Source organism: Pandoraea sp. PE-S2R-1 (assembly GCF_002179865.1).
In the GTDB taxonomy this organism is placed as follows: Bacteria; Pseudomonadota; Gammaproteobacteria; order Burkholderiales; family Burkholderiaceae; genus Pandoraea.
The window spans coordinates 415,908-435,073 of the sequence record NZ_NGUR01000017.1 but is presented as its reverse complement, the minus strand read 5'-3'; the positions used below and the strand labels follow the sequence as shown (position 1 = coordinate 435,073).

Below are 19,166 nucleotides of genomic sequence, written 5' to 3'. Positions count from 1 at the left end.
GCGGGTCAGCCGGTGGTGGCTCGGCGCACGAAGGTGACGGGGGCGATGCGGACTTCCGCGGCGCGCGAGAAGTCGGTGATGCGTTGGGTGAGCATGTCGACCACGCTATGGGCTAGCGCGTCGGTGTTCTGGGCAATGGTCGAGAGGCGGTAGCTGTCGAGCGCGGCGTGTTGGATGTCGTCGAAGCCGACGATGCGGATGTCTTCCGGGAAACGGCGGCCGAACGCGCGGCGCGCTTCATCCATGAAGCCAAGCGCGACCATGTCCGTGGCGCAGAAGACACCGTCTGGTGCGGTAGCGGCGTCGGCGAGCACTTCACGCGCGGCAAGTTGCCCGGCTTCGTACGACGAGATCGTGGAGTTGCACAACGTGATCCGGTTTTTGCGCACGCCCAGACGCGCGAGTGCGTCGATATAACCTTCGCAACGCTGGCGTCCGCTGAAGTGCGTGGCGTGCGGGCCGATGAAGGCGAAGCGCGTTGCGCCCGAATCGAACAGTTCGCGTGCGGCGAGTGCGGCGCCAGCGTGGTTATCGCTGTTGATTACGTCAGCGCCTTCCAGTTCGGGGGCACGGTTGATCATCGCGACGGGGACTTTGCGCTCGATGTATTCGCGCGCCAGCGAGAGCGGCGGCGCGCCGGAGGTCATGATGACGCCCGCGATGCGGTAGCTCAGCAGCCGTTGCAGGGCGTAGCTGGTCTGGTCCGGATCGTCCGCATTCATGAGAATGGGCAACAGGCCGCGAGCGGCCAGATGGTGGGCGATCGGGGCCAGTAGTTGCGCACGAAAGGGACTCACCAGCGCGGAGGTGACGACGCCGACAAACGTGCTGCGGCCCTGAATCATGTTCCGGGCGTTGATGTCGACGTGGTAGTTCAGCGTCTTCGCGGCTTCGAGCACACGGGCCCGCGTCTTCGGAGAGACGCTGGCACCGGGCGTAAAAGTGCGCGAAACGGCGGAGCGAGACACCCCGGCCATGCGCGCCACATCCTCGGCAATCGCCCAGCTCTTTTCTTTGTCGGTCATCGAAACAATGGGAGCGGGTACGCAAGAGAGGCCAGCGCAGAAGTGGCCGCGCCAGCACGATGACCGGGTAGCTTAGATGTGCGGTGTGTCGGGGATGTGACAGGGGGAGGCGTTGCGGAACGTTGCGTGTGGGAGGTGCTGCGGTGTGACTTCGAGGGGTACCGCAGGGAAGCTGATGAGATAGCTGGCCTGCCCAGAGGGATTCGAACCCCCGACCGTCGGCTTAGAAGGCCGATGCTCTATCCAACTGAGCTATGGGCAGTGCGTGTTGGCGGCGACCGAGTGTCGCTGCCGGAAGGTTCCTGAGCTTGCACTTTGCTGCGGATGATTCGCAATTGCAAGAATGCGCTGAAATGCCCGAGGAATCGGCGATTATAGCGCACGCGCATGCCAATTTCATCCGCGTGCCCTCAGGAGATGTCCTCTTTACGTGTCCCTCCCTTCCCATCTAGACTACTGACGTGGAGGGACGCGCTCATGAACGAGATCGAACGCGAACAACGCTACGGCGCACACAACTATGCCCCGCTCCCCGTCGTGCTCTCGCACGCCAAGGGCGTCTGGGTCTGGGATGTCGAAGGCACCCGCTATCTCGACATGATGAGCGCCTACTCTGCCGTCAGCCACGGCCACGCCCACCCTCGCCTCGTCGCGGCGCTCACCGCGCAGGCGCAGCGGCTCGCCATCGTCTCCCGGGCCTTCTATTCCGATAAGCTCGGCGCCTTTCTCGAACGCCTCTGCGATCTCACCACGCTCGACGGCGCCCTGCCGATGAACACCGGCGCCGAAGCCGTGGAAACCGCCATCAAAGCCGCCCGCCGCTGGGGCTACAGCGTCAAACGCATACCCGCCGAGAAAGCCGAAATCATCGTCGCCGACGGTAATTTCCATGGCCGCACCACCACCATCGTCGGCTTCTCGTCCGAACCCGCCTATCGCGCCGATTTCGGCCCCTTCGCCCCCGGCTTCGTACGCGTCCCGTTCGGCGATATCGACGCCGTTCGCGCCGCCATCACCCCTAACACCTGCGCCGTCCTCTTCGAAACGATTCAGGGCGAAGGCGGTGTCGTCGTGCCACCCGATGGCTTCCTGCGCTCGCTACGCGACCTTTGCACCGAGCAGAACGTGCTGATGTTGCTCGACGAGATTCAATCAGGACTCGGACGCACCGGGCGATGGTTCGCCTATCAGCACGAAGGCATCGTCCCCGACGGGGTGATGCTGGGCAAGGCACTCGGCGGCGGATTGCTGCCAGTGTCAGCATTTGTCGCAAGACACGACATCATCGATCTGTTCGAACCCGGCAGTCATGGGTCAACGTTCGGCGGTAACGCGCTGGCGGCCACCGTCGCACTCGAAGCGCTCGACGTCATGGCCGACGAAGACCTGCCCGGCAGAAGTGCGGAATTGGGGGAATATTTTCTCTCACGTCTGCGGGCGATCCATTCGCCCGTCATCCGTGAAGTACGCGGACGCGGCCTCTGGGTCGGCATCGAAATCGATCCCGCACTCGCCGACGCCCACGATCTCGCCGTGCGGCTGCTGCGTCGTCATATCCTCGCGAAGGAGACGCGCTCGACCGTGCTGCGCCTCGCCCCGCCACTCATCATCGAGCGCGCTGAAATCGATATGTGTGTCGGCGCGCTCAAGGCGGTGCTCGCAGAAGCAGAAGCCGAGCAAGTCACGGCTTAATGCGCCGACGACTTCGACCAGAGATTCATCACCAGCACGCCGGCAATAATCAGCGCCATGCCGAGCATCGCCGCCGCGTCCAACTTCTGCCCGAACAGCACGCGCGACGCGATCGAGATCAGCACGATGCCCAGCCCCGACCACATCGCATAAGCAATACCCACGGGAATGGTGCGCAGCGTGAGCGACAGCATGTAGAACGCCACGCCATATCCCGCCACCACCAGCACCACCGGCCCCGCACGCGAGAAGCCGTCCGACGCCTTGAGCGCCGACGTGGCGATCACCTCCGCCACGATCGCCACCAGCAAGTACAGATACGCCATCGCCAACCTCCGGGTTTCAAGGCCGCCCATCATAACCGACCGCCCTCGCAAAATTGTCTTGCGCAATCTCACGCCGCCTTGCTAAAGTCGCCGTCACGGTGTGGCCAGCACACCGGCGTCGCTCGGACGGTTCCGGGCGCTTACGTTCCAGGATCAACATGTCAGGCTCCCAGAGCTCGCGCAGCTTTGCGCGCATCAATCGCCTTCCCCCGTACGTCTTCAACATCACCGCCGAACTCAAGATGGCGGCGCGCCGTCGTGGCGAAGACATCATCGACCTGTCGATGGGCAACCCCGACGGGGCCACCCCGCCGCACATCGTCAGCAAACTCGTCGAAGTCTCGCAACGCCCCGACACGCACGGCTACTCGACTTCGCGTGGCATCCCGCGTCTGCGTCGCGCCATCACCCACTGGTACAAAGATCGCTACGACGTCGAACTCGATCCCGAGCGCGAAGCCATCGTCACCATCGGCTCGAAGGAAGGCCTCGCTCACCTGATGCTCGCCACGCTGGACCAAGGCGATACGGTGCTGGTGCCCAACCCGTCGTACCCGATTCACATCTACGGCGCCGTCATCGCCGGGGCGAACATCCGCTCCGTGCCCATGACGCCCGGCATCGACTTCTTCACCGAACTCGAGCGCGGCATTCGCGAAAGCCATCCGAAGCCCAAGATGGTGATTCTCGGCTTCCCGTCGAACCCGACCGCGCAGTGCGTCGAACTCGAATTCTTCGAGCGCGTGATCGATCTCGCCCGCAAGCACGACATTCTCGTGGTGCACGATCTGGCCTACGCCGACATCGTCTATGACGGCTACAAAGCGCCCTCGATCATGCAGGTGCCGGGGGCGAAAGACGTTGCAGTGGAGTTCTTCACGCTCTCGAAGAGCTACAACATGGCCGGATGGCGCATCGGCTTCATGGTCGGCAACCCGGAACTGGTCGCCGCCCTCGCGCGCATCAAGAGCTATCACGACTACGGCACGTTCACCCCCGTGCAAGTGGCCGCCATCGCTGCGCTCGAAGGCGATCAGACTTGCGTGGAAGAGATTCGCGAGCAATACCAACGCCGCCGCGATGTGCTCTACAAAGGCCTGATCGAAGCGGGCTGGGCAGTGGATCTGCCCAAGGCGTCGATGTATATCTGGGCACGCATTCCCGAGCCGTATCGCGCCCTCGGCTCGCTCGAATTCGCGAAGAAGCTGCTGGCACAAGCGAAGGTGTCGGTCTCGCCCGGTATCGGCTTCGGTGAGTACGGCGATGAGTATGTGCGCTTCGCACTGATCGAAAACGAATCGCGTATTCGTCAGGCAGTGCGCGGTATCAAGCACATGTTCCGCGAAGACGGACTCGTCACGCCGACCGTCGCATAAGCGCATAAGCCATCACGACACAGCATCATTGCTTGACGTTGACACACACCGGGGCCTCCGTTCAGACGGACGCCCCGGTTTGCTTTTCAAGGCCGCTGCGCGTTAAGCGCGCGCTTCCAGATACCGGCTCGGCACGTCACCCAGCACGCGACGAAACGCCGACGTGAATGCGCTCGGGCTGCCATAGCCCAGATCCAGCGCCACACGCGTCACAGGTTGCCCTTCACTCAGGCGTGCGATCGCCGCCAGCAAACACACTTGCTGCCGCCATTCGGCAAAGCTCACACCGGTCTCTTCACGAAACCGGCGCGTGAAGGTGCGCCGACTCATCGATGCGGCATCCGCCACGGCATCCAGATCGGTCGCAATCGACGGTGCCGCAAAGACATTCCGGCACACATCCACCAGCCGTGGATCGCTCGGCATCGGCGCATGCAGCGACAGGCGCGGCATCGCGGCAATCTCCGAGACGAGAAAGTCCATGAGCTTGCCGTCTCGCCCGCCGATGTCATACATGGCGGGCAAATCCACCGCCTCATCCATCAACTGCCGCAACAACGCCGACACCCCGAAAACGCAGCAATGCCCGGGCAACCCCGCTGCCTCGGCAGCATCGCTCGCAACGAAGGTGTTGAGCATCGTCACCGGGCCGCTCATGGTCATCTCGTGCTGCACACCCGCCGGTACCCAGCAGGCGCGTTGCGGCGGCACGAACCAGCGCCCCTGCGGCGTAGCAACCGTAATCATGCCGCGCGACGCAAACGCGAACTGCCCCCGCCCGTGCGCATGCTCGGGAAACGTCGATCTCGCCGCATAGTCGTTGGTGGTCACGACCACGCTGCGCGGCAAGGTTTCGTAGGGATCGAGCAATGTATTTCGCATGGCCCGGATTCTACAGCGATTGACCCACTGTTGACGGCGGGCAATCCCGCAGGCCAGTACGATGCCTGTCTCGTCAGTGCATCGCACGTCGCCACGATCAACCGCCGGAGTCGATATGCCCAATACGTTTCACCGCGTGGGGAATGGCCCTCACGCTGTCTTTGTCCTGCACGGCTGGTTCGGCGATGCGCATGCGTTCGCGCCCATCGAGGCGTGGCTCTCGCCGGACGACTTCAGCTACGTCTTCATGGACTATCGCGGTTATGGCGGCATGCGTGAAATCGCTGGCGCTTACACGATGGATGAGATCGCCGGCGACACCCTCGCGCTCGCCGACGCTCTCGGCTTCGCGACGTTCAGCCTCGTCGGCCACTCCATGGGGGCGATGGCCATCGAGAAGATCGCCACTCGTGCCCCCGAGCGTGTGCGAGCGTTAATCCCCGTCGCCCCGGTGCCGTGCGGCGGCGTGCCGTTCGACGCGACACGCCGTGCGCTGTTTGAAAACGCCGCGAACGGCATCGAACTGCGCAAGACGATCATCGACCGCAGCACCAGTAACCGGCTGCCGTCGCGCTGGATCGAGTGGAAAGCGGCCTATTCGCTTTCCACCGCATCGCCCGAAGCGTTTGCGGCTTACTTCCGGACTTGGGCCGACACGGACTTCAGTCATGAGATCACCGGCGTGCATCCGATGAAAGTCCTCGTGGGTGAGCATGACCCGACGTTCAACGCCACGCTCGCGAGCGAGACGTACCTGCGACGCTACCCACTCGCCACATTGGACGTGCTGCCAAACGCCGGTCATTACCCGATGAACGAAACGCCGCTGGCACTGGTTACCGCCATCGAATCGTTCCTACATAGCGTCTACGCATGAAAAAAGGGAGTCCGCAGACTCCCCTCCCCGTCGCAACCACCACGACATCCCGACGTACGCCCACCGTCAAGACGCCGGCAACCACTCTTGCAAGGTCACTTCGATGGTGATGAACGACAGGTTGCCGCCGCGCACGAAGCGCCCGGCGAACATGCGCCCCTCGGTGTCCGCGACCATGCCGTGCAACATCGGCAGCGACTTGGCGGGGTCGGTGCGCACATCGACTTCGCCGAACACGTTGAGGATTTCCACGCCCGGACCCTGCACGAGTTGCTCGCGCCAGCCCTCGCCCGCGCGAAACGCGAGGCGTGCATCGATCAGACTGCCGACCGCCCCGCGCACGATGGCGCGCGAAATCGCATGCTCGGCACACAGCGCCTCGATACTTTCGGTCAGGTCCTGATTCGGTTTGAGACGGGCCACCACCAAGCGGCCCAGCGTGCCATTTTCAATGGCGACGGGAACATCGAGCGCTGCGCTCATGAGAGGTCTCCGGCAACGGGATGGAGCAAGTGAAAGCGCGTTTCCTCATCGTCTGCGGTCACATACCCGCCGTGCTCGAACAAGCACAAGCGGATCACCACGGGCTCGTCGCCGGCCCACGTGTGATCGAGAATCAGATGGCCACCGTGCAAGTTGCCCGTAGGGTCGGAAAACCCCGCATGGCAATGCAGCAATGTCGCACCGTCGGCCGTCCGGCCCACGGTGATGGCACCGCCGATCAGGTCCACTTCCCGGGTTTCGTCGACCGGCGCCCCATACCCGAAGGGGCGCTCATTATCTGCGGTGTTCTCAATCATGTGATACCGCAGACCTCGCGCGGTCCCCGCGCAAAAACGGCCGACGCCGCCGCCGTACGCATAGCGGGATAACGCCGCGCGTAACGACTCGCCAAGATTCGCACCAGACCGGATCGTCACGCGCAGTTCGTGCTGCCCGCTCAACACGCAGTCTTCCACACGGGGTAACGTGGGGGCGCCTGCATGCCGATAGATCCGTGAAAGCGCAGGTTTCATAGTCGATAGTCTCCTTGCTCTTCGAGCATCGTCTTGATTTGCTTCTTCACGATCTTGCCGTAGCCCGACTTGGGCATGGCATTCCAGAACACGAAGCGGCGCGGCCACTTGTAGCGGGCAATGCGCGCTTCGAGATGTCCCAGCAACTCGTCGGCTTGCGCGGCCATGCCCTCGCGGGCCACCACGACCGCCAGCCCGCTCTCGCCCCACTTGGGGTCGGGCACGCCGAGCACTGCGCACTCCGATACCGCCGGGTGCGTGAGTAACGCTTCTTCGATCTCGCGCGGGTACACGTTCGATCCGCCCGAGATGTACATATCCGACGCGCGCCCCGTGATGTACAGGAACCCCTGTGAATCGACATGGCCAAGATCGCCGGTGTGGAACCAGTCGTTCTTGAACGCCTTGGCGTTGGCATCGGGGTTGTTGTGATACCCCATGAACACGGCCGGGCCACGCACGCAAATCTCGCCGGAACCGAACGGCGGCTGACGCATGCCGTGCTCGTCGAGAATCGCCACCTCCATGCCCGTGCGCGGCAAACCGCACGTGCCCACGCGCGCATCGGGCGCGTCGTCGTCATCGCCATGCAACCACGGCGGCAGCACGGTGATGTTGCCCGTCACTTCGCCGAGACCGTAGTACTGCACGAGCACGCGGCCCAGCTTTTGTAGCGCGTATTTCTGATCGGCGCGATACATCGGCGCCCCCGCGTAGATCACGAAGCGCAACGCGCTGTGATCGTATTCGTCCACGGACGGGTCTTCGACCAGCATCTTCACGATGGTCGGCACGGTGAACATGTTGTCGATCCGGTGACGCTCGACCGCCTGCCAGACCTGCGCCGCGTCCATCTTCTCGCCCGGCAGCAGCACACTGGCCGCACCGCGCGCCGTGTTGACGATGGCGTGAATGCCCGCACCGTGCGAAAGCGGCGCGACGACCATCGAGCGGCTGCGATACGTGATACCGGGCATCAGGTCCGCCAGATGGTTGGTGACGACGAATGCCATCTGCCCGTGCGAAAGTACCCCCGCTTTCGGATGCCCGGTCGTGCCCGATGTGTAGAAGAACCACAGCGGGTCTTCGTACTCGACTTCTTCTTCGAACTCGGGCGCGCCCATGTGCTCGGCGACCAGCGTCTCGTAGTGCAGCTCGCCAGCGCGCGGCGTGCCCAGTGCGATCACGTGGCGCAGCGCGGGTGAAGCGGCTCTCACCGCGTCGACATGGCCTTCGAAGCCCGCGTCGTAGATCATCACGCACGCCTCGCTCGACTGCCCGAGATAGGCGGCTTCAGGTGCGGTGATACGGAAGTTCGTGGGCACCCAGATCGCGCCAAGCTTGAACGCGATCCACGCACTCTCGAAGATCGGCAGGTTGTTGCGCGAATGCACGAGCAGCTTGTCGCCCTTGCCCACACCGAGCTTGCGCAGCGCATCGACGGCGGCATTCACGCGCGCGTCGATCTCGCCCCAGGTCGTCACCTTGTCGCCGATGATCAACCCCGCCTCGTCCGGATGGCGCCGGGCAACGTCGGCCAACAGGCGGCCGAGATTCATGACCTTCTTGAGCATCTTGCTCGTCTCCTCTGCTTTCCTCTTAGTCTTCTTTGCCCGGCCTGCATCGGTGTGCACAGGCGTCCAATAGCAGGCCCCGGGCCGCGTGCCGATCAGCGCGCTTCGAGAATGCTCACGTAGTTGGCCACGGCTGCGCCGCCCATGTTGAACACGCCCGCGAGTTTGGCATTGGGAATCTGCATCCCGCCCGCCGTGCCGGTGAGCTGCATCGCCGCCATCACGTGCATCGAGACGCCCGTGGCACCGACCGGATGTCCCTTGGACTTCAGGCCGCCCGACGGGTTGACCGGCAGCAGGCCGTCTTTTTCCGTCAGCCCTTCCGCGACGACATTGGCACCCTGACCCGGCTTGGCCAGACCCATGGCTTCGTATTCGATCAGTTCGGCGATGGTGAAGCAGTCGTGCGTCTCGACCAGCGACAGGTCCTTGAGCGACACGCCTGCCACGCCGAGCGCCTGACGCCACGCATGCTGGCCGCCTTCGAACGCGAGCGCGTCGCGGCGCGACAGCGGCAGGTAGTCGTTGACCTGCACGGCCGCCCGGAAGCCCACGGCCTTCGGCATGGTGCGGGCAACGTCGGCCTTCGAGATCACCAGTGCCGCAGCACCATCGGAGACCATCGAGCAGTCGGTGCGCTTGAGCGGGCCGGCGACAAACGGGTTCTTGTCGGAGACGTTGCGGCAGAAGTCGTAGCCGAAGTCGCGACGCATGTGAGCGTACGGATTGTCCGTGCCGTTGCGATGGTTCTTCGCCGCGATGCGCGCGAGCGCGTCGGACTGGTCGCCATAGCGATCGAAGTACTGCTGCGCAATGGTGCCGAACACCCCGGCGAAACCGCCCGGAATACCGGCTTCTTCACGCGCATAGGAACACTTGAGCAGCACTTCGCCGACCTGCGGCGTGGCGAGCTCGGTCATCTTCTCGAAACCGATCACGAGCACGTGCGTGGCCTTGCCGGCTTCGATCGATTGCAGCCCGCCGTGCACGGCAGCCGAACCCGTCGCGCAAGCGTTTTCGTAACGCGTCGCGGGTTTGAAACGCAGGCCGGGAATGTTGTTGAAGACGAGCGACGACGGGAAGTCCTGATACAGGAAACCGCCATTGAAAGTGCCGACATGAATCGAATCGATCTGCTCGGGCGCGAGGCCCGCATCATCGAGCGCGGCTTGCGCGACTTGGGCCAGCAGAACTTCGGCGTCGACGTTATCGAGTTTGCCGAACTGGGAGTGGGCCCAGCCGGTAAGGCATGCAGCAACCATGAAGTTTCTCCGGAAAATTGGGGTGATCCAGACTCCGGTGAGCAATTTCGATGCCAGATTCTCGCGGTTCATGATCGCCACGGCATCGAACGCCGATTGCGCGGCAAGACCGTGAGGAGATTCGCAGAAGATTCGCCCCGCCGTCCGGACACACGCTTATGGCGTGCGCGCAATTGACGTAAGCGTAAAGCGGGACTCCTAAGCGCATCAAGTGAATTCGAATGCGTGGCGCATGAAACGAATTTGCTGTGGCGCAGCATGGCTCGCCACAAGAGACAGTCGACGGCCCAACTGCGACAGGTGTCTCACCGGCGGCGACATTCACACGAGACAGTTGTCGCACGTGCCGCCGCGCCATGCGACAGGTGTCGCACGCCCGTGCGCCGTCGACGCCGTGCCCCGGCAAGCCTGTCATAGCGCGCTACCCGCCTGTTCCATCAGACAAAAGCCGTTGCACGGGCGCGTTCAGATCGCCTTGAGATTGCGTGGATGTTTAACAACGTAAGGGTTTTCCCGTCAGGGCGTCGAACTGGCATTCGATTTGCGTAAGATAGCCAAGCCACTTGTGAGCCCGCGTTCCGAGTTGGCAGGAAGGTTGCAGGGCAACACGCCTGCACCGTCCCGCTTCAGACGCAGTCACCAAACCTATAAATCAAGGAGACATGCAGTATGAGCACTATGGATCGTCGCCACTTCATCAAAGTCGTGGCCGCCTCATCGGCCGCTGCCGCCACGGGGTTGTATCAAACGCAGGCGCACGCCGCCGAAATCACGCTGAAGTTCGCCAACAACCTGCCGATCAGCCATCCGATGAACATCCGCGCCAAGGAGATGGCGCAGAAGATCGCGGAGCAGTCGAAAGGCCGCGTGGACTTCCAGATTTACCCGAACAACCAGCTCGGCACCGATAGCGACATGCTGAGTCAGATTCGCTCGGGCGCTATCGACTTCTTCACGCTCTCGCCGCTGATTCTCGGCACGCTCGTGCCGTCGGCGCAGATCTCGGGCGTGGGCTTCGCGTTCAAGGACTACGGTCAGGTATGGGCCGCCATGGACGGCGATCTCGGTGCCCACGTGCGCGGGCAAATCGCCAAGACCACGGTCTTCGCGTTCGACAAGATCTGGGAGAACGGTTATCGCCAGATCACCACGAGCAATCGCCCGATCAATTCACCGGCTGACCTCAAGGGCCTGAAGATCCGCGTGCCGACGAGCCCGCTGTGGACGTCGATGTTCCGCGCATTCGATTCGTCGCCCACGTCGATCAACTTCTCCGAAGTCTATTCGGCGCTGCAAACGAAGATCGTCGAAGCGCAGGAAAACCCGCTCGCCCTGCTCACCACCGCCAAGCTGTACGAAGTGCAGAAGTACGTGTCGATGACGAACCACATGTGGGACGGCTTCTGGTTCCTCGCCAACAAGCAGAAGTGGGACAAGATTCCGAAGGACTTGCAGGACATCATCACCGCCAACGTGAACGCCGCCGCACTGGTGCAGCGCGACGACGTGAAGAAGCTCAACGACGGCGTGATGGTCGAACTCAAGCAGAAGGGTCTCGTGTTCAACGCACCGAACAACGAACAGTTCCGCGACAAGCTGCGCGCAGCGGGCTTCTACACGGAATGGCACAAGAAGTTCGGCGACGAAGCCTGGGCCATGCTCGAAAAGTACACCGGGAAGCTCGCGTAAATGGAAACGTTGACGATGACGGCCGAGCCCACGCACGCGCTCGCCCGCCTCTTCTGCCACGTCAACCGCGCGGTGATGAAAGTCACCGAGGCGGTTGCCGTGCTGCTGGTCGTGGCGGAGACTCTCATCCTGCTCGCGGGCGTAATCTCGCGCTACGGGTTCGACAATCCGCTCACCTGGTCGGATGAACTGGCGCAAATCCTGTTCATCTGGCTATCGATGCTCGGCGCGGTCATCGCGCTCGATCGCGGTGAGCACATGCGCCTGTCCGCCATCGTCAACAAGCTTCCTGCGGCGTGGCGTGACTGGTTTCAGACGATGGCCGCGCTCACGGTCTGCGTGTTCGTGGCGCTCATCATCATGCCGGCGTACACGCATGCCATCGAACAGATGGACATCACGACGCCCGCGCTCGAAATCCCCGATGGCCTGCGTGCCGCGGCACTGCCGGTCGGTGCGGCGCTCATGCTGCTCGCCGCGATCTCGCGCATGGCGCGCTGCTCCACGATGCGCCAGTTCGGACTCGGGGTGCTGGTCGTGGCTGCGCTCGGTGCGGCACTGTGGCTCGGCCGCCCGGCGCTGATCGCGATGGGCAATTACAACCTGCTCGTGTTCTTCGTGCTGATCGTGGGCGTTTGTGTGGCGGGCGGCATTCCGATCGCGTTTGCGTTCGGGACGGCCACGCTCGGCTATCTCGCGCTCGTGACGGATGCGCCGTTGCAGATCGTCGTGAGCCGCATGGACGAGGGCATGTCGGGCCTGATTCTGCTGTCGGTGCCGCTTTTCGTGTTGCTCGGTGCCCTGATCGAAATGAGCGGGCTGGCGCGCAGCCTGATCGAGTTCATGGCATCGCTGCTCGGTCACGTGCGCGGCGGCCTGCAATATGTGCTGCTCGGTGCGATGTTCCTCGTCTCGGGCATCTCGGGCTCGAAGGCTGCCGACATGGCCGCTGTTGCCCCGGCGCTGTTCCCCGAAATGCAACGCCGTGGCTCGAAACCGGAAGACCTCGTCGCGCTGCTGTCCTCGACGGGCGCGATGACGGAGACGATTCCGCCGAGTCTCGTGCTGATCACCATTGGCGCGGTGTGCGGTGTGTCGATTACCGCGCTCTTCGTCGGCGGCCTGCTGCCGGCCGTGATCGCGACGCTCGCCATCGTGGTGGTGTGCTTCACCCGCTCGCGCAAGGAAGCACCGAGTGCGGCCCGCCGTGCACCGTGGGGCGTGATCGGCAAGACGTTCATCATCGCGCTGCCCGCGCTGGCCCTGCCGATCCTGATCCGTACGGCCGTGATCGAAGGTGCCGCCACGGCCACCGAGGTCTCGACGGTCGGCATCGCCTACACGATCGTGATCGGCCTGATCGTGCACGCGTTCAAGAAGCATCTGAACTTCAAACGCCTCTACCCGCTGCTCACGGAAACGGCCGCACTCTCCGGCGCGATTCTGCTGATCATCGGCATGGCGACCGCCATGGCGTGGGCGCTGACGCAGTCGGGTTTCTCGGCCAAGCTGGTCGGCCTGATGCACGGCGTACCGGGCGGACAGGTCGGCTTTCTGCTGATCTCGATGGTGGTATTCATCGTGCTGGGCAGCGTGCTCGAAGGCATTCCGGCCATCGTGCTGTTCGGGCCGCTGCTGTTCCCCGTGGCGCGCTCGCTGGGCATTCACGACGTGCACTACGCGATGGTCGTCATCCTGTCGATGGGGATGGGTCTGTTCGCGCCGCCGCTCGGTGTGGGGTTCTACGCCGCGTGCGCCATCGGCAAGACCTCGCCCGACAAGGTGTTCAACCGCATGTGGACTTATATGGGCGCGCTGCTCATCGCGCTGCTGATCGTGGTCTTCGTGCCGTGGATCTCTATCGGCTTCCTGAAGTAAGCGGCGCAGCGTCGGGCCGGCGGGTCTTTGATGACCGCCCGCCTGACGCCACCGCTGCCACGGTTCGAATTTTCGCTGGGTAACTAACGGACTCCGCCTCACTGCTGGCGGTGGAGCCCGCGCTGTAAATCGAAATAAATTTAGGAGTCCATAGCATGACCGAGAAAGTAGCAGTTGTGACAGGCGGTGGAATGGGTATCGGTGCAGCCATTTGCGAGCGGCTGGTCAAAGACGGCATGACGGTCGTGGTCGCCGATCTGAACGAGGAAGGTGCGAACGAGACGGCAAGCAAGTTGCGGGCGTCAGGCGGCAATGCGTGGGCACTCAAGATGAATGTGGGTGAGGAAGCGTCGATTGCCGACGGGTTCCGGCAAGTGGCGCAGAAGCACGGCCGCTGCGACGTGCTGGTCAATAACGCAGGCATCGCCAAGACGTTTCCGTTTCTCGAATACCCGCTGGATCACTGGCATCAGGTGATGGCCGTCAATCTGACCGGCACGCTGCTATGCGGGCAGCACGCCGCCCGCCTGATGCGCGAACAACGCTGGGGGCGCATCGTCAATCTGGCCTCGGTGGCAGGCATTCTGGCGAGCGCCGGGCGCACCGCTTATGGCACGTCGAAGGCGGCCGTGATCGGGCTCACGCGTCAGATGGCCATCGAACTGGCCCCGTTCGGCATTACGGCCAACGGCGTTGCGCCGGGCCCGATCGACACGCCGCTGACCAAGGTGCTGCACTCGGACATCTCGCGCCGGCACTACACGGAAACCACGCCGCTGGGCCGCTACGGCCAGCCGGAAGAAATCGCCGGGGCGGTGAGCTTCCTCGCGTCGGACGACGCGTCGTATGTGACCGGGCATATCCTGCCGGTCGACGGCGGCTTCGTGGCCGCCGGGATTCTGGAAATCTAAGCCGCCGAACCGGAACCGGAATCGGCATCGAGAATCAGCGCAGGAGGGTGTCCGGCAGATCGGGCACCACCCGCGCGCCCGGCACGCGCTGCATTTCGCGCCACGCGCGCTGGGCATTTTCAACAAACGTGGCAACACACGGGTTGTGGTTGTCGCGACTCCACAGCAGGGCCACCTCTGCCACGGGCGCATTGCGCAGTGACTTGAACACCGCAGTGCCCGACGCGCTCGCGCTGCTCATCGACATTGGCACCATCGCCACGCCCAGCCCCTCACCCACCAAATTGATAATCGTCTGCTGAAGGTTGGTTTCGAGCCGGATATGCGGTGCGAAGCCGGCGCGGCGGCAATGCGTGACGATCAGGTCGTAGACCAGCGGGGCAATCTCGCGCGGAATGCTCACGAACGACTCTTCTGCCAGTTGCGTGGCATCGAGCACGCCCACGTCGGCAAGTGCGTGCGTGCGCGGTATCACCGCGACCATCTCTTCGCGAAACACCGTCGCCGACTCCAGCCCGGTCAGGTCTTCCGGACGGTACATGATGCCCACGTCGATACGGCCGGCGCGCACCGATTCGGCTAGCAGGTTGGGCAGGGCTTCCGCCAGCTTCATGTCGACGCGCGGATACGCCGCAGCGTAAGTGCGCGTGAGCGCCGGCAGGATGTTGTAGGCCGAGGACATCATGAAGCCCACGGTGATCGCCCCATCCTCGCCCCGGCTGGCCGCCACGACGTTGCGTTTGGCCCGGTCTACCGAGTTGAGAATTTCCACCGCATCCTGATAGAAGCGCGCCCCCGCACGGGTCAGGCGCACGCTCCGCCGTGTGCGCTCAAAGAGCTGCACGCCCAGTTCGGCCTCCATCAACGCAATCTGCCGCGAGAGCGGCGGCTGCGAGATATGTAATTGCTGCGCCGCGCGGCCGAAATGCAAGGTTTCGGCCAACACGACGAAATACTGGAAATGGCGCAGTTCGATCATCTGATACCCCAGAGGTATTAATAGCGCACCAATATTGTATTGGATGTTATGACTGGGCGGTCGTATGCTCCATTTGCGGTCGCCACCCGAGCGAGACGCAAAATAAAGAGACGTGAGGAAACGCCAGGCCAAAAGCCACCGACGGCGACCTTTCGTAACGATACGAGAAGGAGACAGTCATGCCCGCTCACCTCGCTGTAGCGAACGCCCCCGCTCGACCTGTCGGATCGCTTGGCACACTTAGCCCCCTTGGCAACCTAGGCACCCTAGGCACTGTCGCCCCCCTCGGTACGTCCGCCGCCTTCAGCAACGTCGCCGCACTCGCCCCCCTCGCACACCCCGCCATGGCGCCCGCGCCTGCCACCACGGCTCAGCGCCAGATGCGCCCCGACTACCTCGCCATCGATGATCTCAGCGGCACCGACGCCCGCATGCGCGATCTGCTCGCGCGCGGCAAGCGCTTCGTCGATCGCGGCCTGCCGGTGCTGATTCTCGGTGAGACGGGGACGGGCAAGGAGTTTCTCGCCCGCGCACTGCACGCGTACAGCGAACGGCGCGCGCAAGCGTTCGTCGCGATCAATACGGCCTCGATTCCCGAACATCTGGTCGAGAGCGAACTGTTTGGCTATCAGCGCGGCGCGTTCTCGGGCGCGCTGCCCGGTGGCATGAAGGGCAAACTGCAACAGGCCGACGGCGGCACCCTCTTTCTCGATGAAATCGGCGACATGCCGTATGCGCTGCAAACGCGTTTGCTGCGTGTGCTGTCGGAACGCGAAGTCACACCGCTGGGTGCGAGCCGTGCCATCCCGGTCGACGTGCAGTTGATTTGCGCGACCCATCAGGATCTCGCGAGCGCCGTTGCGCAAGGCAAGTTCCGCGAAGATTTGTATTACCGCGTCGCCGTGGGCGTGTTGACGCTCCCCACGCTGCATGAACGCGACGACAAGCCTGAACTTATTGCGCGCATGCTCTGCGACGAGTGGCCCGGCACGCGCATGGATCAAGCCCTCGCACGTGTGTCGGCGGAAGCCATGACGCGTCTGCTTGCCTATGCATGGCCCGGCAATTTGCGGCAGCTGCGCGCGGCGTTGCGCTACGCCTGTGCGGTGATGAACGGGAATGTGATGCGAGTGGAAGATCTGCCACCGGAGTTGACCGCGACGGCGATGACGTCGCGACATTCGACGATGACTGCCCACGAATTGCCGCTGCGAGACGCGGCGGTGTTGCCGATGCCGATGGTGACTTCGATGTCGGCTTCGATGTCGGCCGTCACGCGTGCGGCCTCCGCACAGAGTGCGTCATCGAGCATCGCGGCGACGGCAACGCCCGCCACGACCGAGCACGACGCGCCTCGCATGCAGGAACGTGAACGCATCTTGCAGGCACTCGCCCAACATCGCTGGAACATTTCTGCGGCGGCGCGCACGCTCGGCTTTTGCCGCGCATCGCTGTATCGCAAGCTCAAGCAACTCAGCATTCCGCATGTGCGCGATTGCGCCGACGCGCTGACGTCGGGGCACTACGCGTGACGAAAGCGCGTGACGAAAACACGTAACAAAAATGCGGGCAAAAAAAAGCGCGGCCGATGAGGCCGCGCCAAGGTTTGGAGACTTTTCACTCAACGCAAAAGTCTACTTCTCGCGGAACGTAGTATAGGTGCGGCCCCGCGAAACATTCTCATCATTCGGCGCAATGATTTATTTGTCGACTCGCAATAGTCTGTAAAACCCCATAAACAAAGGGCTTTTTTGACGACGTGCGAAACCGCGCTCACATGCATCTAGGAATTGTCGCATCACACGCGCTCGATTTGTCGTACTTGCGTGCATCGATGACACGAGAATGACAGCGCGCTGTCGTGAACCCATCGGCGAACAAATTTGCCACCGATTTTTCCGCCACGCGACACGCTCGACTGTCTGATCGCGACCGACTGAACATCGCGAATCGCTGAACGACATCACGACAGTATTGGTTACGTCACTGCGTTCGATTTCAGTGTCATGCACCACTCGCGCAAGCCGGCACTTCGGCATGAATTCGCAGCGCGGGAACCAATTCAAATCACGCGTGTCGCGCGCAAATCCAGTGCTGGTAACGCTTCACAGCCGCCTCATCAACCCCACAACACTGTGTCCCGAGCGCAACACACACCGCTTGCATTGCCATTTCTCGCCTAGGCTTAATCAAGCCAATCCCTTGCCACACAACGCTTTAGGACGCATCGACGTGATTCTTTTCAGAAGTGAAATAGATTCTTGCGGATTCTGAAATAGGCGGGAGTGATGCCCACTCATACACTGCCCCCTGTCAGCAGAACAGTGCCGATACCTGATCGGGTCCGCGAATGACAAACCGTCACCTCGACATGTTCTGTTTCGCCGCGTTCTGTTTTCACGCGAATTCTGCGATTCGTGTCACGTTACTGGAGCTTAAACCATGAAAAAAACTCTTCTTGCCGCAGCCGTTGTCGGCGCGTTCTCGGCGACCGCCGCGCATGCTCAAAGCAGCGTCACGCTGTACGGCTTGATCGATGCTGGCGTTGCTTACACGAGCAACTCCACCACGTCGGCGGCTTCGGGTTCGAAGAACTTCCGCGCAACGAGCGGCCTGATCAACGGCAGCCGTTGGGGCCTGAAGGGCTCGGAAGACCTGGGTGGCGGTAACAAGGCCATCTTCGTGTTGGAAAACGGTTTCTCGATCAACAACGGTCAGTCGGGCCAAAACGGCCGCATGTTCGGCCGTCAAGCCTTCGTCGGCCTGCAGAACGACAAGTTCGGCGCCGTGACGATCGGTCGTCAATACGACTCGCTGGTTGACTACCTGGCACCGCTGACCCTGAACGGTTCGTCGTTCGGCGGCACGATCGCTTCGCACCCGTACGATAACGACAACACGAACAACTCGTTCCGTGTGAACAACTCGGTCAAGTACTCGAGCGCCAACTACAACGGCCTGACGTTCGGCGGCCTGTATGGCTTCTCGAACAAGGCTGGTGACTTCGCCAACAACCGTGCATTCAGCGCCGGCGTGAACTACGCAAACGGCCCGCTGACGGTGGCTGCTGCTTACTTGGAACGCCAAGGCAATCCGGGTAACAACAACGGTTCGGGCGCTGTCGACACGTCGAACGGCGGTGACTCGGTGTTCCAGTCGCAGAAGCAACGCGTCTGGGGTATCGGTGGTAACTACGCCTTCGGCCCGGCTACGGTCGGCCTGGTGTACACCCACACGCAACTGCAAGGTCTGTCGGGCCTGAACTACAACAGCACGGCTGTGTCGTTCAACAACGACGGTCTGAAGTTCGACAACTTCGAAATCAACGGTCGCTACATGCTGACCCCGGCAGTCTCGCTGTCGGCCGCGTACACGTACACGATGGCCAAGCAAGATTCGACGGATCAGAAGCCGAAGTTCCACACCGTTACGCTGCAAGCTGACTACCGTCTGTCGAAGCGCACCGACGTGTACCTGACCGGTTCGTACCAACACATCTCCGACAACGAAGGCACGGGCTTGCAAGCTGGTGTCGGCGCTGCCGGCGGTATGTCGTCGACCAGCTCGCAAACTGTTGTGGGCACGGGCATCCGTCACCGCTTCTAATCGACGCGGACGGAGCGCTGCCGGCAGTATCGCAGCGCTCTCGACATGAGAAAGGGCAGCCTCGGCTGCCCTT

The 19,166-nt window shown here is 62.7% G+C and carries 16 protein-coding genes and 1 tRNA gene; 8 read left to right on the top strand and 9 right to left on the bottom strand.

What is annotated here, in order from left to right; all coding sequences use genetic code 11:
* Positions 1–5 precede the first annotated feature (5 nt).
* Both CDV44_RS25910 and CDV44_RS25905 read right to left on the bottom strand, forming a co-directional pair.
* Positions 6–1,025 carry a LacI family DNA-binding transcriptional regulator gene (locus CDV44_RS25910; RefSeq protein WP_087691468.1) on the bottom strand — a complete coding sequence of 340 codons (1,020 nt, stop codon included), beginning with the start codon at positions 1,023–1,025 and terminating at the stop codon, positions 6–8.
* A 185-nt stretch (positions 1,026–1,210) separates the two neighbouring features.
* Positions 1,211–1,287: transfer RNA gene (locus CDV44_RS25905), tRNA-Arg, on the bottom strand.
* A gap of 215 nt (positions 1,288–1,502) precedes the next feature.
* Between CDV44_RS25905 and rocD the strand changes: the two genes are divergently transcribed.
* A complete protein-coding gene (gene rocD, locus CDV44_RS25900; RefSeq protein ID WP_087691467.1) occupies positions 1,503–2,717 on the top strand; it encodes an ornithine--oxo-acid transaminase in 1,215 nt (404 codons plus the stop codon).
* On the opposite strand, the gene CDV44_RS25895 is transcribed toward rocD, so the two are convergent.
* A complete protein-coding gene (locus tag CDV44_RS25895) occupies positions 2,714–3,043 on the bottom strand; it encodes a multidrug efflux SMR transporter (RefSeq protein ID WP_058375695.1) in 330 nt (109 codons plus the stop codon). The genes rocD and CDV44_RS25895 overlap by 4 nt on opposite strands.
* A gap of 158 nt (positions 3,044–3,201) precedes the next feature.
* On the opposite strand from CDV44_RS25895, the gene alaC reads away from it, so the two are divergent.
* On the top strand, positions 3,202–4,419 hold the full coding sequence (gene alaC / locus CDV44_RS25890) for an alanine transaminase (protein ID WP_087691466.1): 1,218 nt from the start codon (positions 3,202–3,204) through the stop codon (positions 4,417–4,419).
* A 102-nt stretch (positions 4,420–4,521) separates the two neighbouring features.
* Here alaC and CDV44_RS25885 read toward each other — a convergent pair whose 3' ends face one another.
* Complete coding sequence (locus CDV44_RS25885; protein ID WP_087691465.1) at positions 4,522–5,301, bottom strand: helix-turn-helix domain-containing protein; 780 nt, start codon at positions 5,299–5,301, stop codon at positions 4,522–4,524.
* Positions 5,302–5,416: 115 nt separating this feature from the next.
* Here CDV44_RS25885 and CDV44_RS25880 point away from each other — a divergent pair, with 115 nt between their 5' ends.
* The gene (locus tag CDV44_RS25880; RefSeq protein WP_087691464.1) at positions 5,417–6,178 is read left to right on the top strand and encodes an alpha/beta fold hydrolase; all 762 of its coding nucleotides are present in this window, start codon (positions 5,417–5,419) and stop codon (positions 6,176–6,178) included.
* A gap of 66 nt (positions 6,179–6,244) precedes the next feature.
* Here the strand turns inward: CDV44_RS25880 and CDV44_RS25875 are convergent, their stop codons facing one another.
* Genes CDV44_RS25875 through CDV44_RS25860 form a run of 4 tightly spaced genes read right to left on the bottom strand, consistent with a single transcriptional unit; the run spans position 6,245 to position 10,030 of the window.
* Positions 6,245–6,661, bottom strand: coding sequence for a PPC domain-containing DNA-binding protein (locus CDV44_RS25875; protein WP_087691463.1), 417 nt, complete (start codon positions 6,659–6,661; stop codon positions 6,245–6,247).
* Positions 6,658–7,194, bottom strand: coding sequence for a PCC domain-containing protein (locus CDV44_RS25870; protein ID WP_249277720.1), 537 nt, complete (start codon positions 7,192–7,194; stop codon positions 6,658–6,660). Before CDV44_RS25870 ends, CDV44_RS25875 begins: the two co-directional genes overlap by 4 nt.
* Positions 7,191–8,828: an acyl-CoA synthetase gene (locus CDV44_RS25865; RefSeq protein ID WP_256388480.1), complete on the bottom strand. Its 1,638-nt coding sequence runs from the start codon at positions 8,826–8,828 to the stop codon at positions 7,191–7,193. Before CDV44_RS25865 ends, CDV44_RS25870 begins: the two co-directional genes overlap by 4 nt.
* A gap of 35 nt (positions 8,829–8,863) precedes the next feature.
* Positions 8,864–10,030, bottom strand: a complete 1,167-nt coding sequence (locus tag CDV44_RS25860) for an acetyl-CoA acetyltransferase (RefSeq protein WP_058375702.1) — start codon at positions 10,028–10,030, stop codon at positions 8,864–8,866.
* Between the two features lie 669 nt (positions 10,031–10,699).
* On the opposite strand from CDV44_RS25860, the gene CDV44_RS25855 reads away from it, so the two are divergent.
* From CDV44_RS25855 to CDV44_RS25845, 3 genes are all read left to right on the top strand, one after another.
* Positions 10,700–11,719, top strand: a complete 1,020-nt coding sequence (locus CDV44_RS25855) for a TRAP transporter substrate-binding protein (protein WP_087691461.1) — start codon at positions 10,700–10,702, stop codon at positions 11,717–11,719.
* A gap of 15 nt (positions 11,720–11,734) precedes the next feature.
* Complete coding sequence (locus tag CDV44_RS25850; RefSeq protein WP_058379828.1) at positions 11,735–13,597, top strand: TRAP transporter large permease subunit; 1,863 nt, start codon at positions 11,735–11,737, stop codon at positions 13,595–13,597.
* A gap of 155 nt (positions 13,598–13,752) precedes the next feature.
* The gene (locus CDV44_RS25845) at positions 13,753–14,508 is read left to right on the top strand and encodes an SDR family NAD(P)-dependent oxidoreductase (protein ID WP_087691459.1); all 756 of its coding nucleotides are present in this window, start codon (positions 13,753–13,755) and stop codon (positions 14,506–14,508) included.
* Between the two features lie 34 nt (positions 14,509–14,542).
* Here CDV44_RS25845 and CDV44_RS25840 read toward each other — a convergent pair whose 3' ends face one another.
* Positions 14,543–15,487 carry a LysR family transcriptional regulator gene (locus CDV44_RS25840; RefSeq protein ID WP_087691458.1) on the bottom strand — a complete coding sequence of 315 codons (945 nt, stop codon included), beginning with the start codon at positions 15,485–15,487 and terminating at the stop codon, positions 14,543–14,545.
* A gap of 344 nt (positions 15,488–15,831) precedes the next feature.
* Between CDV44_RS25840 and CDV44_RS25835 the strand changes: the two genes are divergently transcribed.
* Together CDV44_RS25835 and CDV44_RS25830 are read left to right on the top strand one after the other, a co-directional pair.
* Complete coding sequence (locus CDV44_RS25835) at positions 15,832–17,019, top strand: sigma-54-dependent Fis family transcriptional regulator (RefSeq protein WP_249277719.1); 1,188 nt, start codon at positions 15,832–15,834, stop codon at positions 17,017–17,019.
* A gap of 910 nt (positions 17,020–17,929) precedes the next feature.
* The gene (locus tag CDV44_RS25830) at positions 17,930–19,093 is read left to right on the top strand and encodes a porin (protein WP_058375708.1); all 1,164 of its coding nucleotides are present in this window, start codon (positions 17,930–17,932) and stop codon (positions 19,091–19,093) included.
* Positions 19,094–19,166: the final 73 nt, after the last annotated feature.